The organism is Prevotella herbatica (assembly GCF_017347605.1).
GTDB lineage: Bacteria > Bacteroidota > Bacteroidia > Bacteroidales > Bacteroidaceae > Prevotella > Prevotella herbatica.
In genome coordinates this window covers 1365667-1381750 of the sequence record NZ_AP024484.1, presented here as the reverse complement: position 1 = coordinate 1381750, position 16084 = coordinate 1365667, and the positions used below count along the sequence as shown (strand labels likewise).

The window sequence follows — 16084 nt, the reverse complement described above, 5'->3', positions numbered from 1 at the left end:
ATAATTTGTGCAAAGTTAGACAATTCTATTTATTTTGCAAAGTCTATTTTGCAAATGTCTTTTCAATCATGTTTTTTTTTAATTCTTTAACCTAAAAGTTTTTCCGTTATATGTTTTTTGATAGTGTAAACTTGGTTATTCAACACAAATTCGTTATCTTTGCGGTCGAATTTTAAGGTAAAACTAAGGATATAAATATTTCACAACTTAAATACATTTGAAAAATGGCAAAGTTTGACAAATCTGTACTTGCAAAGTACGGTATCACAGGTACTACAGAGGTACTTTACAATCCTTCATTTGAAGTATTGTTCAACGAAGAGACAAAAGAAGGTCTCGAAGGTTTCGAAGTAGGTCAGGAGACAGAGCTAGGCGCTGTTAACGTAATGACCGGTGTCTACACAGGTCGTTCACCTAAAGATAAGTTCATCGTTGATGATGAAAATTCTCATGACACTGTATGGTGGGATTCTGAAGAGTTCCATAATGATAACCACCGCACATCTAAGGAAACTTGGGCTGCCGTAAAGGAAATCGCAAAGAAAGAACTTTCAAACAAGAAGCTTTTTGTTGTTGATGGTTTCTGTGGTACACACAAGGACACACGTATGAAGGTTCGCTTCATCGTTGAGGTTGCTTGGCAGGCTCATTTCGTAACAAACATGTTCATTCGTCCTCAGAGCGAGGCTGACTTTGAGCAGGAGCCTGATTTCGTTGTTTACAACGCTTCTAAGGCTAAGGTTACTAACTATAAGGAACTTGGTCTTAATTCAGAAACAGCTGTTGTATTCAACGTTACTTCTAAAGAGCAGGTTATCGTAAATACATGGTACGGTGGTGAAATGAAGAAGGGTATGTTCTCAATGATGAACTACTTCCTTCCACTTAAGGGTATGGCTTCTATGCACTGTTCTGCTAATACAGATATGAGCGGTGAGAATACAGCTATCTTCTTCGGTCTTTCTGGTACAGGTAAGACTACATTGTCAACAGATCCTAAGCGTAAGCTTATCGGTGATGACGAGCACGGATGGGATGAAAATGGTGTGTTCAACTTCGAAGGTGGTTGCTATGCTAAGGTTATCAACCTTGACAAGGAATCAGAACCTGATATTTACAAAGCAATCCGTCGCGATGCTCTTCTTGAGAACGTAACTGTAGCTGAGGATGGTACTATTGACTTCGCAGATAAGAAGGTTACAGAGAATACTCGTGTATCTTATCCTATCTACCACATCAAGAATATCCAGCGTCCTGTTTCTCAGGGTCCAGCTGCAAAGCAGGTTATCTTCCTTTCAGCAGATGCATTCGGAGTTCTTCCTCCAGTATCTATCCTGAACGCAGAGCAGACAAAATATTACTTCCTTTCTGGTTTCACAGCTAAACTTGCAGGTACAGAGCGTGGTATCACTGAGCCAACTCCTACATTCTCTGCATGTTTCGGTCAGGCTTTCCTTGAGCTTCACCCAACAAAGTATGCTGAAGAACTAGTTAAGAAGATGGAGAAGAGTGGTGCTAAGGCATACCTCGTAAACACAGGTTGGAATGGTACAGGTAAGCGTATCTCTATCCGTGACACACGTGGTATCATCGACGCAATCCTTGATCACTCAATCGATGCAGCTGATACAAAGACAATTCCATTCTTCGATTTCGTAGTTCCTACAAAGTTGAATGGTGTTGATACTAACATCCTTGACCCACGTAATACTTACTCTGACGCTAGTCAGTGGGAAGTTAAGGCAAAGGATCTTGCTAACCGTTTCATTAAGAACTTCAAGAAATATGAAGGCAATGAAGCTGGTAAAGCTCTTGTAGCTGCTGGTCCAAAACTATAATCTTTGAAGATTAAAACTTTATATATTAAGCTCGCTTTCTTTCGGAAGCGAGCTTTTTTATTTTTCTCACCTTTGGTCTAATATGATATTCTACCAATTAGTTTGCTCAAAAGCGTTGGATGAATGATTTAATCGCGGTTTGCCGCTTTAAAGTAATAGTTTTAAGTAAAACAAACTTAAAAAACGTTCTTATAATCATTATTTTACATAATAAAGGATACAATTATTGCCCTATTTGCAGAATTCTGATTAAATTTGCAGACAAAAACTTGCGGGAACGTATTTTCTCGTGGCATTTAATAATATAATAGAGTGTAATGAAGAGGAAGTTATTATCCTTGGCAGCGCTGCTTTCAGCCATATTTGTTTTTACATCTTGTTTAAACAGTGATAATGAAGTAACAACTTATTATGGCGATACCGCTATAACAAGTTTTTCTGTTGGTACGCTTAAATATTATAAGCATACTATATCATCAACCGGTAAGGACAGCGTTTACCAGACCACGCTTAGTTGTAGTGGGTATAAGTTTTACATAGACCAGGCTAAACATGAGATATACAACCCTGATTCATTGCCATATGGTATTGATGGTAGAAAGGTGTTGTGTGCTGTTTCGTCAAAAAATAGTGGCAGTATTGTTATAAAGAGTACAGCTAGTGACACTTTAGCGTATTATTCAAGTACAGACTCGTTAGATTTTACTACTCCACGTCAGTTCCGTGTTTATAATCAGGAAGGTACAGCTTATCGTGCATATACAGTTCACGTAAATATCCATAAAGAGGTAGCTGACTCTTTCCGTTGGGACGCTACTTCGGCGGTGAATGATGACATAGCAAATCTTTCTGCAATGAAAGGTGTTGCTCTGAATAGTCAGATATTCCTTATGGGAAACAATGGTGGTGTCGTAAAACTTTTCACAACTTCGCAGAACAATGTTGCTGGCTGGAGTGAACTTACTCCTAATGTAGCACTGACAACGGATGCTTATAAAAGCCTTATTGTAAAAGACGATTATATATACACTTACAATAATGGAAGTGTAATAAGAAGTAAAGATGGGAAATCTTGGGAAACAGTAAGTAATGAACCACTTACTAGGCTCGTGGGAAGTACATCTACCAATTTATATGCATTAAGTGCAAGTGGAGTAAAGAGTTCTGCAGATAACGGTGCAACTTGGACTCTTGATGGAGTTGATGATGCTCTGACTTTGCTTCCAACTGACAACGTTAACATGTTTAGTTTTGCTTCTATAGTTAATGATAATACAAACAACCTTGTCCTTGTAGGAAATCGTGACGCATCATACACCGCAGATGCTTACGCTATGGTATGGGGAAAGGTAGAGGAAAATGCGAATGGAAGTGAAAACCAGCCTTGGACGAACTATAACATAACAGAAGATAACAAATATCCAGCTCCACGTCTCACTAATCTCCAGACTGTAAAATATGGAGATGCAATAATGGCATTTGGCGGAAGTGGACTTGGTGCAAGCACAGAGACAGCCTTCTCCAAATTCTATATGAGTTATGATAAAGGTATTACTTGGCAGAATGACTCGTTGATGTCGCTGCCATCTGGATTTAAATGTGCAGCAGCTTCTTTTTCTCTCGTCGCCGATAACAACAGTTGTGTATGGCTGATATGTGGAGGAAGTGGACAGGTTTGGAAAGGACATATAAATCAGGTGGTCTGGAAAGAAGAATAGTCTGAAAAAATGCAAAAGGTCGTTCTAATGATAATGATGATTATCTCTGCCGCTTCAATGAGTGCGCAGAAAGATTACGACTATCGTATGGAAATCGGAGGCGGTTTGGGATTGACGGGGTATCTTGGTGATTTTAATGGTAATATCACTAAAGATTTGAAGCCCATGTTCACTGTAGTGTTACGACGCAACATAGACCATTATATGGCATTGAAGTTGGCTGCGTCATATGGAAAGCTGAAAGGAAGCTCTGCAGAGACAAATACGTTTTATACAGAATATGCTGATGGCAAATATAATTTCAATAATTCTATTGCTGATGCGAATCTCAGCTATGAGTATAATTTCTGGCCTTATGGTACAGGATACGACTATCGTGGTGCACAGCGTTTTACGCCATTCATAAGTGGTGGTATCGGTGTGACTTATTGTGATGGTTTGAATAATGTTTTTACTGCTAATATTCCACTTGGTGTGGGCCTTAAATATAAGATAGGTGAAAGACTAAATGCAGGACTTGAATGGGCTATGCATTTTTCGTTAAGTGATAAGCTTGATGGAGTTAGAGATCCCTATGGCATAAGTAGCTCTGGTTTGTTTAAGAATACTGACTGCTATTCATCACTGCTTTTAACAATCACTTATAGTTTCATGCCAAAGTGTACAACATGTAATAAAGAGTAGACTATATATATGAATAAATCATTGGATATGACACGAATGCCAGAGCATATTGCCATTATCATGGATGGTAATGGACGTTGGGCTGCCGAAAAAAATAAGCCGAGAAGCTTTGGTCATCAGGCTGGTGTGGACGCCGTTAGAAGAATAACATCTGAATGTGTTCGTCTTGGTGTGAAATATCTCACCCTATATACATTCTCTACGGAAAATTGGAACAGACCGGCTGACGAAGTAAGCGCATTAATGGGACTTGTACTAAGTTCTCTTGAAGATGAAATATTCATGAAAAACAATGTGCGCTTCAGGGTTATTGGTGATATAAAAAGACTGCCACAACAAGTGCAGGATAAGTTGGGTGAAACCATGGAGCATACAATCAACAATAACGCAATGACGATGGTTGTTGCTCTGAGCTATTCAAGTCGTTGGGAAATAACAAAGGCAGTACGTGACATAGTTAATGAAGCTGCTGATAAATCTGTTTCAGGACAACTGGATGAAAGTGCCGTTGAAAAAATGATTACAGAGGAAACAATAAGTAAGCATCTTGAAACAAACTTTATGCCTGATCCTGATTTGCTGATACGTACCGGTGGTGAGTTGAGAATAAGCAATTATATGCTATGGCAGATAGCTTATTCTGAACTGTATTTCTGTGATACATATTGGCCAGACTTTGGTGAAAATGATTTGCAGGAAGCAATTTTAAGTTATCAGAGCCGCCAGAGAAGATTTGGCAAAACAGAGGAGCAAGTTGAAGCAGATAAGTAAATTACAGATAATAATAGTAAAGATTCGAAACATCTTTTAGAATGAATAAAATAAAGAAGGCAATTATACTGACAGTGGGTCTTACCCTTGGACTGTATGTACAAGCACAGGACAAAATCCTAAACCCCGATATTTCTTATGCAGGTACTCCGCGTACTTGCACTATTGGGGGTATCAATATTTCTGGTGTTGAGGGCTATGAAGACTATATGCTTACTGGAATTTCTGGTTTGCAGGTAGGACAGGAGATAGAAATCCCTGGATCTGAGATCACGAATGCTGTAAAGCGTTATTGGCGTCACGGTCTATTCTCTGATGTTCAAATTTCTGCAGATTCCATTGTTGGTAGAAAGATATATCTGCATATTGCGCTGAAGACTCGTCCTCGTGTTTCGGCTATTAATTACGAAGGATTAAAGAAGAGTGAACGTGAAGATATGGAGCAGAAGCTCGGTCTGCTTAAAGGTTCACAGATTACGCCTAATATGATTGATAGAGCAAAGATTCTCGCGAAGAAATACTTTGATGATAAAGGCTTTAAGAATGCAGAGATAGTTATTAATCAGCATGATGATGTTGCCAATAAAAACGAAGTGATTCTTGATGTCATCGTAGATAAGAAGCAGAAAATGAAGGTCCGTACGATTACTATTGATGGCAACAAGGAACTTGCTGATAGTAAAATAAAGGGGGGACTATTTAAAAAAGGTGCTTTTGCTAAGACTCATGAGGCAGGTAAGTTAAGCAGCTTCCTTAAGGCTAAAAAATATACACCTGAGAGATGGGAAACAGATAAGAAAAAGCTCATAGAAAAATATAACGAACTTGGTTATCGTGATGCTACAATATTAAAAGACAGCGTTTGGAATAATGATCCAAAGCATGTTAATATATATCTAAAGTTAGATGAGGGACAGAAATATTACCTTCGCAATATCACATGGGTTGGTAATACTGTATATACAACAGACTATCTGAACAATATCTTCGGTATGAAGAAGGGTGATGTTTATAATCAGAAACTTCTCCATAAACGTTTGAATGAAGATGATGATGCGGCTGCTAACTTGTATTATAATAATGGTTATGTGTTCTCAAGCATTACTCCTACGGAGGTGAACATTGTTGGTGATTCAATAGATCTTGAATTACGTGTTATAGAAGGACCACAAGCATATCTTAGTCATGTTCGCATCAATGGTAACGACCGTCTTTATGAAAATGTTGTTCGTCGTGAGTTGCGTACGAAACCTGGTGACCTTTTCTCAAAGGAGGCTTTGATGCGTTCTGTACGTGAGTTGGCTTCAATGGGACATTTTGATCCAGAAAAAATCAATCCTGATGTTAAACCTTCTCCTGAGGATGGAACTGTAGATGTAAATTATAATCTTGAACAGAAGAGTAATGACCAAGTAGAGTTCTCTCTCGGTTGGGGACAGACAGGTGTTATTGGTCGTATAGGTTTGAAGCTTAACAACTTCTCAATGGCAAACCTATTTAATAAGAATAAGGAACATCGTGGTATAATGCCTATCGGTGACGGTGAGGTTTTAAGTCTCGGAGCACAGACCAATGGTACATACTACCAGAGTTATAATGCTAGCTATTCAACTAACTGGTTGGGTGGAAAGCGTCCTAACCAATTTAGCGTGAGTGCATATTTTAGTAAGCAGACTGACGTTTCTAGTACATATTATAATAGTTCTTACATGAACAACTATTATAGTTCTATGTATGGCTATGGAAACTACAACTACAATAATTACGAGAACTATTACGATCCTGATAAATACGTAAAACTTTATGGTATCAGTTTGGGATGGGGCAAGCGCCTCCGTTGGCCTGATGATTACTTTAGTTTGTCAGCGCAGTTGTCTTATCAGCGTTATGATTTGAAAAACTGGAGCTACTTCCTGATGACGAATGGTTCTGCCAACAACCTCAATATTAATTTGACTTTGAGTCGTACATCAACAGACAACCAACTCTACCCACGTAAGGGTTCTGAATTTAGCGCAAGCGTAACGCTTACTCCGCCATGGAGTGCATGGGACCACAAGGATTATAAGAACCTTGCCAATGATCCATATTCTGCAACATACTCTGCCGAGCAGCAGGAAAAGTACAGATGGGTTGAATATCACAAGTGGAAGTTTAAAGCAAAGACATATACAGCACTTAGTGGAGGACAGAAATGTTTCGTACTTATGACACGTGTTGAAATGGGATTACTTGGAAGTTACAATAAATATAAGAAGTCTCCGTTTGAGACATATTATGTCGGTGGTGACGGAATGAGTGGATATTCTACAGGTTATGCTGAAGAGACAATCGGACTTCGCGGTTATGAGAATGGTTCACTTGCATATAATGGTTATGCTTACGACCGCTTCTCATTGGAACTTCGCTATCCGTTTATGTTAGGCAACACAACAATCTATGGTCTTGGATTTGTTGAAGCTGGTAACGCATGGAGTGATACTAAATACTTCAATCCGTTTGACATGAAACGCAGTGCAGGTCTCGGTGTCAGAATCTATCTGCCAATGGTTGGTTTGATGGGTATTGACTGGGCTTATGGCTTCGACAAAGATAATGTTAACGGAACTAAGGGTGGAAGTCAGTTCCACTTTATCTTGGGACAGGAATTCTAACATATAAAAAAAGAAAGTATGAAAAAAACAGTATTGATGTTTGTCTTGCTTTTATCGGCAATGACAATGAGTGCACAAAAATTTGCTCTCCTTGATATGGAATACATACTTAAGAATATACCAGCTTACGAACGTGCAAACGAACAGCTGGATCAGGTGAGCAAGAAATGGCAGGCTGAAGTTGAGGCTTTGAATACTGAAGCTAGCACGATGTACAAAAACTATCAGAATGAAATCGCTTTTCTTTCACAGGAACAAAAGAAGGCAAAGCAGGAACAGATAATGGCTAAAGAAAAATCAGCTGCAGAACTTAAGAAAAAGTATTTCGGTCCTGAAGGTGAACTGTTCAAAAAGCGTGAAAGCCTTATTGCTCCAATTCAGGATGATATCTATAATGCAGTGAAAGAAATTTCTGAAATGCGTGGATATAGTTTAGTTCTCGACCGTTCAAGCGATCAAGGAATAATATTCGGAAGTCCACGTATAGATATATCTAATGATGTACTTCAGAAATTAGGATATGCTAAATAATTAATATAAATATAAATTTAGAACACATGAAAAAAATTATTTTAATGTTGATGTTGTTCGCTCCTCTAGCTACATTTGCTCAGAAGTTCGGACATCTTAATGCTCAGGAAGTAATGTCTCAGATGCCTGAATTCATTAAGGCTCGTGGTGAGATGGAAGCAACTGCAAAGCAGTATGAGAATGATCTTAAGGCTATGCAGGATGAACTGACTCGTAAGAGCCAGGAGTATGATAAGACAAAGTCTACTATGAATGCTACAAAGCAGCAGGAAACCGAAACTGACCTTCAGACGATGTATCAGAAGATTCAGCAGACATATCAAGACAACCAGCAGGCTCTTCAGAAGACTCAGCAGGAAAAGATGCAGCCTATTACTGCCAAACTTGTCAATGCTATTAAGGCTGTAGGCAAAGTTGGTGGATATGTTTACATCATGGATGTAAGTGCAGGTATCCCATATATCAGTGATACTCTCAGTAAGGATGTTACAGCAGATGTTAAGGCACAACTTAACAAATTGAAGTAAAATTCATACTCCGATATGAATAGAGTAGGGACGGAATATCATTCCGTCCCTACTTTCTCATAAAGGTAATCATGTATTTTTATAGAATTTCAATAATTAAGATCAGTAATATTTAATATTTGTTCAATTATGAAAAAGCTATTCTTGTTTCTTGCTTTCGCTGCATTTAGCTTTGCAGCCAGTGCGCAAGCCTCTTTAAAATTCGGTTATTTTAGCTTTGAGAATGCAATGAAGCAGATGCCTGATTATGCATTAGTGCAGCACAATATGAGTGATTTGCAAGCTAAATACGATGCTGAGACTAAGCGTGTAGAAGAAGAGTTCAATAAAAAATATGAGCAGTTTCTTGACGGTCAGCGTGATTTCGCACCTACAATATTACAGAAGCGTCAAGCTGAGCTTCAAGACATGATGGAAAAGAATGTTGCTTTCAAGCAAGAGGCTGCCCGTCTGTTAGCACAGGCACAGCAAGAGGCGTATGATTCATTGAAGGTAAAATTACGTCTTGCAGTAAAGGTAATTGGTGACCAGCGTGGATATGCTTTTATATTGAATACAGACAATGATGCCGTTCCATACATAAATAATGCTACAGGAGAAGACATCACTGACATAGTTAAAGCAGTTATAAATAAATGATAATGTCGTTTCCTAAGGATCCTGGACCTATCGGAGTCTTTGATTCTGGTTATGGTGGCTTGACAATACTTCATGGTATTCGTCAGATGCTGCCCCAGTATGATTATCTCTACCTTGGAGATAATGCACGAGCACCTTATGGTGATCGTTCTTTTGATGTTGTATATCAATTTACGCGACAAGCTGTTATTAAGATGTTTGAAATGGGTTGTCATCTTGTTATATTAGGATGCAACACCGCTTCAGCTAAGGCTTTAAGGAGCATACAGACACGTGATCTTCCTGAATTGGATCCTTCACGAAGAGTGTTAGGAGTAATAAGGCCTACTGCCGAAATTATTGGTACGCTTACAAAAAATAATCACGTTGGATTTCTTGCTACAGAAGGAACAGTGAAAAGTCATAGCTATGATTTGGAAATAAAGAAATTATGGCCCAATATTAAGGTAAGTGGAGTCGCTTGTCCCTTCTGGGTGCCATTAGTTGAGTATAACGAGGCTGATAGTCCAGGTGCTGACTATTTTGTTAAGAAGCGTATTGATGAGCTTATGCGAAAGGATAACGATATTGATGCTATAATATTAGGATGTACACACTATCCTATCCTCATGCCAAAGATTATTAAATATGTTAAGCCTGGAGTCAGGATTGTCCCACAGGGAGAATATGTCGCAGACAGTCTTAAAAGCTATCTAGAACGTCATAACGATATCGAGAAAGAAATAACAACTCACGGTTCCTGTAGATATTATACCACAGAGAACCCAGATAAGTTTAAAGAAAGCGCACAGATATTCCTCCAGGAGGAAGTCACTGTGAGTCATGTGGATTTAGAATAACAATCGCTTGCTGAGGTATCTTACGGGATACCACACAGCAAGCCATCCAACAGCAAGCACTGTTATAAATATTATGGCGACATCTCCATAGTGAACACTTACGGGATATGCATTAACAACAAAGTTACCACTGCTGTCGCCAAGAGAAACTATCCCATATTGCTGCTGAATAAAGCACATTAATAATCCAATACCAATACCAATAATCGCACCGATAGCCGAAATCATACGACCCTCAAACAAAAATATCTGTGATATCTGCTTATCAGTGGCTCCAAGATTCCTTAATGTGTTAACATCATTTTTCTTGTCAATTATAAGCATAGACAGCGAACCAATGATGTTAAAACATGCTACAACAAGTATGAATGTGAGGAATATGTATGCTATAATTTTCTCTATCTGCATAATCTTGAATGTATCAGCTTGCTGTTCAAAGCGGTCCATAACCTTGTATTTGCTACCAGCTAAGTCTTGCATTTCCTTCTTCACATTATCAAGGTTGCTACCGTCTTTTAGTCTTATTTCAAGAGAGGACAACATGCCTTGCTGTCCGAAGATGTTGCGTGCAAACGCAATAGGAGCTATAATATAATTTTTATCGTATTTGCTTTGGTTTACAGCAAAAACTACTCCTGGAGATAATAATGAGTCTACAACAAATGCTGATTGTGGGTTTGACATGTCAAGCTGTCCCTCTCGTTGTGGGGCATATATGCGCAGATAGTCGCCAAACCTTGCGCCGGTACCTAGAGTTGTCGCAAGTCTTATACCCATGATTCCATATTGCAGGTCACCTGCATGTAGACTATAGTGCCCATCTCCGTAAAGAATGTCCGTGATGTGCGTAAGCTGATCAAAGTTGTCATCAACACCTTTTACAGTTACCATAGCCTGTTTGTTGTTGTATATAGCCAATGCCTGATCTTCTACGCTTTCTGTAGCTACATCCACTTCAGGTAAATGTTTGATCTTTGTAAGAATTGGATCGTCAGCAGGAGCTGTCTTTCCTTTTGTAGGAACAACCTCTATCTGTGGGTCGAAGTTAGTAAAGAATGTTGCTACCAAATCATGGAAACCATTGAATACGCTCAATACAATTACCAATGCGGTAGTCGCTACAGCGACTCCTATTACCGATATAATCGATATAACGTTGATAACGTTAGTGCTCTTCTTCGAGAAGATATATCTTTTAGCTATATAATATGGAAAGTTCATAATTGTGCCTACCCCATGTAAAACAGGGTTGGATATTTGAAATAATCTATTTTTTCAGAAGTTCGTCAATATGTTCGATATAATCCAAACTGTCATCAATAAAGAATCTAAGTTCTGGAATTATTCTAAGTTGATTGTGTACTCTTTGCCCAAGATTGAATCGAATAGCCTTTTCGTTTTTTGTGATGTTGGCTATAAGATCCTCGCCTTTATCACTTGGAAATATACTGAGATATGCCGTGCAAATGCTTAAATCCGGGCTTATTCTTACACGTGTGACACTTACCATTATGCCGTGCATCATACGAGTTTGTTCCTGAAAAATTATCGCCAGTTCTTTTTGCAGTAGGCGAGATATGCGGTTTTGTCTTGTTTCTTGCATAGTTTATATTTTATTTAGTGCAAAGATAATGCAAACGAGCGGAAAAGCAAAATAAAAACGTGTTTTAATTTTGTTTTCCCGAGTGCAGCTTATCTTCACCGCAGGTAGAGTAATGCAAACGAGCGGAAAAGCAAAATAAAAACGTGTTTTAATTTTGTTTTCCCGAGTGCAGCTTATCTTCACCGCAGGTAGAGTAATGCAAACGAGCGGAAAAGCAAAGGAAAATTATATTTTTCTTTGCTTTACAGAGTATAGCTTATCTTCAACGTGGGTTAAAGTAATAAGCCGAACACAATACCGAACAATAAAGTCTCATTCTGTATTTCGAGTGATGCTCTAGTAATAAAAGAACATAATTATTAGTGCAAAGATAATTGGTTGGACACTGTTGTGATTCATATATGAATTTATTTATGAGAATTTTATTACATGCATAGTCCTGAAAAAATAAAAATATCCCAAAAGTTCTAAAAAAGACGAATATCCTCCACGCATCGCACAAGCTATTGATGGACAATAAATTATCGGTGGAGGTTTACCTCCACTATCATCCACTATCCTCCACGTTTTTGTAAACTATTAAGAAATATCTAGCTAATAACAAGCGTAGCTGTGTTGTTTCTTGAATGATATGAATTTAAATATATTTACATTTTATTCTGTATGCCAATATTTTATGATCATTTAAGTGGATAAAAATTTTAGAAGCTTGCCGTAGATTATTAGATTTGTGTATTTCAAGTAAATGTATTGCACTTTGTAAAAATACTAATAACTCAATCTTAGTTTTCATGTGATAAGCACGAGTAGATCTATTTTATCGATATAATGTTTCCTTTATATCGATCAAACGTTTGCGTTCCTACGATATAAAGTTTCCAATACTACGATCAAACGTTTTCTTTATATCGTTACAACGTTTGCGTTTCTACGATCAAACGTGTTTGTAAATTGCTAAAATAGTCATAATGTAAATATGTTTTACAACTTTATTATTTCCGATAATCTGTTTTATGTTTAGTAATAGCTCTGTGTTTCTTAATAGTTTACAAAAACGTGGAGGATAGTGGATGATAGTGGAGGTAAACCTCCACCGATAATTTATTGTCCATCAATAGCTTATGTGATGCGTGGAGGATATTTGCCTTTTTTAGAATTTTTGGAATATTTTGTTTTTTTGTAATTATAGATGTAATATATATTTATCCTATATTTGAGATTTTATTTCATTACTTATATTCTTGTAATGAACCAAATAACTTCGTTTGATCCATCTTTCTATTTTACGGAAAGAGTAAAAAAATATTGCAAATGTTTTGTATTTTTACAAAGTTTCTCTATCTTTGCATCATATAATCTTAAGATTTTTATAAACTAAAACTTTTATACATGAGACTTAAAAATTTACTGGTAGCAGCGTTACTTTTGCTGGCAGGTGTAGCTCAGGCACAACCACAGATGACAGTTCCTGTTGACAAGGATGTACGCATTGGTAAGTTGGCTAATGGATTGACTTATTACATCCGTCACAACAACTGGCCAGAAAACCGTGCGAACTTCTATATTGCACAAAAAGTTGGCTCAATTCAGGAGGATGAGACACAGCGTGGTCTTGCGCATTTCCTTGAACACATGGCTTTTAATGGTTCTGATAACTTTAAGGGAAATTCTCTTATTGAATGGTGTCGTGCTAATGGCATAGAATTTGGCGGTGACCTTAATGCCTATACAAGTATTGATCAGACGGTTTACAATATAGACAATGTTCCTACACAGCGTGCTGGAGCTATCGACACTTGCTTGTTGATTCTTCGTGATTGGTCTACTGGGCTTACTCTAGACAAGGACGAAATCGAAAAAGAACGCGGTGTCATTCACGAGGAATGGCGTTTGCGCACAAGTGCTTCAAGTCGTATGTTTGAACGTAATCTTCCAAAGTTATATCCTGGAAGTAAGTATGGTGTGCGTTATCCTATCGGATTGATGAGCGTTGTTGATAACTTTAAACCAAAGGAGTTGCGAGACTATTACACAAAGTGGTATCATCCATCACATCAGGGTATTATCGTTGTTGGTAATGTAGATGTTGACAAGGTTGAGGCTCAGATAAAGAAACTTTTTGGAAATATACAGAATCCAAAGAACGAGGCTCCAATAATTGATGAACAAGTTCCTGATAATGCACAGCCGATAGTTGTTATTGATAAGGACAAGGAACAAAGATCTTCAGAAGTCGAACTTATGTTCAAGCATGACGTATTCCCTGATTCTTTGAAGAACAATGTTTCTTATTTGGTATATCAATATGTGAACGGTGCTGTATCAAGTATGCTTAATAATCGTTTTACAGAGGCTGCACAGAAGGCAGACTGCCCGTATGTAATGGCGTATGCCGGAGATGGTGATTATATCTTTGCAAAGACAAAGGATGCTTTTGATCTAAGTGTTTCTCCAAAAGATATGAATGTTGCCGCAGATGCATTGAAGGCTGCTTTAGTAGAATTGCGTCGTGCAGCTGAATTTGGTTTCACTTCTTCTGAATATAGCCGTTTCCAAGCTGACTATATGAGCTCTCTTGATAAGTCTTACAGCAATAAGGATAAACGTTATAATTCTCAATTCTATCGCGAATGTCTGGGAAACTTCCTTACCAACGAGCCCATGCCGGGTATTGAATATTCATACAAGACAATGAAGCAGATTGTTCCAATGATTCCTCTTGAGGCTATCAATGCACAAATCAAGGAACTTGTTTCAAAGAACGATTCTAATATGGTTATCATTAACTTCAATAATGAGAAGGAAGGTAATGTATATCCAACAGAATCACAACTTCTTGACGCTGTTAAGTCTGCACGTGCAGAGAATATTACAGCTTATGTGGATAACGTGAAGAACGAGCCATTGATTAAAGAACTTCCAAAGGCTGGTAAGATAAAGAAGGAAACGAAGAGCAAAAAATTTGATTATACAACCCTTGAACTTTCAAACGGCGTAAAGGTTATCTTGAAGAAGACTGATTATAAGAAAGATCAAGTTGTTCTATCAGGTACTGGTGGCGCAGGTTCTTCATTTTATGGAATGCCTGATTATATTAATACGAAGGTGTTTAATAGTGTTATTGGTATAAGCGGACTAGGTGATTTCTCAAGTACCGAACTTCAGAAGGCAATGGCTGGAAAAATTGCCAATGCTAACTTGAAGATGAGTGAGAGAAAAATGAGCGTTGACGGTAACTCAACACCAAAGGATATAGAGACCATGCTTCAGATGGTGTATCTATATTTTACAAATATAAAGAAAGACAATGATTCATACAACAACCTTATGCAGCAGTATGAGGTAGGTCTCAAAAATCGCGAACTGTCTCCAGATATAGCTTTTAGTGACTCTCTTACAGCAGCATTGTATAACCATAACCCAAGAACTGCTCCTCTGTTACTTAAGGATTTAAAGGATATAAACTATGATCGCATCCTGCAGATGGCAAAAGATCGTACGGCAAGTGCAAAGGGTTGGGAATTTACTATAATCGGTAATTTTGATGACGCTACAATACGCCCACTTATCTGTAAGTATCTTGGATCTTTACCAGCAAAGGGCAATGATGTCGCTTCAAAGCGTGAGCTCATGCCACAAAAGGGACAGATCGAAAATCTGTTCTATCGTAAGATGGAAACGCCAAAAGCCAATTGCTACATGGTTTGGCATAATATGAACCTTCCATACACCTTGGAGAAGTCTATACAGGTTGATATGATTGGACAGGTTCTTTCAATGGAGTATCTAAAGCAAATTCGCGAAGAAGCTAGTGCCGCATATTCTTGTGGCGCTTATGGAGGTGCAAGTGCTGCGGATGACGGATTCAAAATATACCAAATAGTTGGTGTCTGTCCTATGAAACCCGAGAAGCGAGAAATAGCATTGAAGATTATGACCGATGAAGCAAATAAGTTAGCTACAACTTGTGATGCGGAAATGCTTAATAAGGTTAAGGCTTTGATGTTGAAGCAGATCGACGACCGTGCTAAGACAAACGGTTTTTGGGAGGGAGTAATCTATGAATATGACAAGTTGGGTGTTGATACGTATTCTGACTACAAAAAACTTGTAGAGGCACAAACGCCGCAGAGTGTATCTGCGTTCATGAAGGAATTCCTTGGATCTGGTAGCAAGATTACAGTGGTCATGCTTCCTGAAGGAACAAAATAAAAAGGAATAGATAGTCTTTAATATATGTGGGTGTATGGATAAAGTTCCGTACACCCATTTTTTTGTTG

At 38.1% G+C, this 16084-nt stretch carries 12 protein-coding genes; 10 read left to right on the top strand and 2 right to left on the bottom strand.

What is annotated here, in order from left to right:
* Positions 1-224: 224 nt before the first annotated feature.
* From pckA to murI, 9 genes are all read left to right on the top strand, one after another.
* The gene (gene pckA, locus prwr041_RS05190; protein ID WP_207155273.1) at positions 225-1838 is read left to right on the top strand and encodes a phosphoenolpyruvate carboxykinase (ATP); all 1614 of its coding nucleotides are present in this window, start codon (positions 225-227) and stop codon (positions 1836-1838) included.
* Positions 1839-2155: 317 nt separating this feature from the next.
* Positions 2156-3556 carry a DUF6242 domain-containing protein gene (locus prwr041_RS05185; RefSeq protein ID WP_207155272.1) on the top strand — a complete coding sequence of 467 codons (1401 nt, stop codon included), beginning with the start codon at positions 2156-2158 and terminating at the stop codon, positions 3554-3556.
* Positions 3557-3565: 9 nt separating this feature from the next.
* Positions 3566-4240 (top strand): type IX secretion system protein PorG, encoded by a 675-nt coding sequence (gene porG / locus prwr041_RS05180; protein WP_207155271.1) that lies wholly within the window; start codon positions 3566-3568, stop codon positions 4238-4240.
* A 9-nt stretch (positions 4241-4249) separates the two neighbouring features.
* Positions 4250-5011 (top strand): isoprenyl transferase, encoded by a 762-nt coding sequence (locus prwr041_RS05175; protein WP_207155270.1) that lies wholly within the window; start codon positions 4250-4252, stop codon positions 5009-5011.
* Positions 5012-5052: 41 nt separating this feature from the next.
* Positions 5053-7665: a BamA/OMP85 family outer membrane protein gene (locus tag prwr041_RS05170; RefSeq protein ID WP_207155269.1), complete on the top strand. Its 2613-nt coding sequence runs from the start codon at positions 5053-5055 to the stop codon at positions 7663-7665.
* A gap of 18 nt (positions 7666-7683) precedes the next feature.
* Positions 7684-8196, top strand: coding sequence for an OmpH family outer membrane protein (locus prwr041_RS05165; protein WP_207155268.1), 513 nt, complete (start codon positions 7684-7686; stop codon positions 8194-8196).
* A gap of 26 nt (positions 8197-8222) precedes the next feature.
* A complete protein-coding gene (locus prwr041_RS05160; protein WP_207155267.1) occupies positions 8223-8723 on the top strand; it encodes an OmpH family outer membrane protein in 501 nt (166 codons plus the stop codon).
* Positions 8724-8852: 129 nt separating this feature from the next.
* Positions 8853-9362 (top strand): OmpH family outer membrane protein, encoded by a 510-nt coding sequence (locus tag prwr041_RS05155; protein WP_207155266.1) that lies wholly within the window; start codon positions 8853-8855, stop codon positions 9360-9362.
* 2 nt (positions 9363-9364) lie between these two features.
* Positions 9365-10201: a glutamate racemase gene (gene murI, locus prwr041_RS05150; protein ID WP_207155265.1), complete on the top strand. Its 837-nt coding sequence runs from the start codon at positions 9365-9367 to the stop codon at positions 10199-10201.
* Here the strand turns inward: murI and prwr041_RS05145 are convergent.
* Positions 10193-11422, bottom strand: coding sequence for an FtsX-like permease family protein (locus prwr041_RS05145; RefSeq protein ID WP_207155264.1), 1230 nt, complete (start codon positions 11420-11422; stop codon positions 10193-10195). The genes murI and prwr041_RS05145 overlap by 9 nt on opposite strands.
* Before the next feature lie 46 nt (positions 11423-11468).
* Positions 11469-11804: a 30S ribosome-binding factor RbfA gene (rbfA, locus tag prwr041_RS05140; protein WP_207155263.1), complete on the bottom strand. Its 336-nt coding sequence runs from the start codon at positions 11802-11804 to the stop codon at positions 11469-11471.
* Positions 11805-13193: 1389 nt separating this feature from the next.
* Between rbfA and prwr041_RS05135 the strand changes: the two genes are divergently transcribed.
* Positions 13194-16016 (top strand): M16 family metallopeptidase, encoded by a 2823-nt coding sequence (locus prwr041_RS05135; RefSeq protein ID WP_207155262.1) that lies wholly within the window; start codon positions 13194-13196, stop codon positions 16014-16016.
* The last annotated feature ends 68 nt before the right edge of the window (positions 16017-16084 follow it).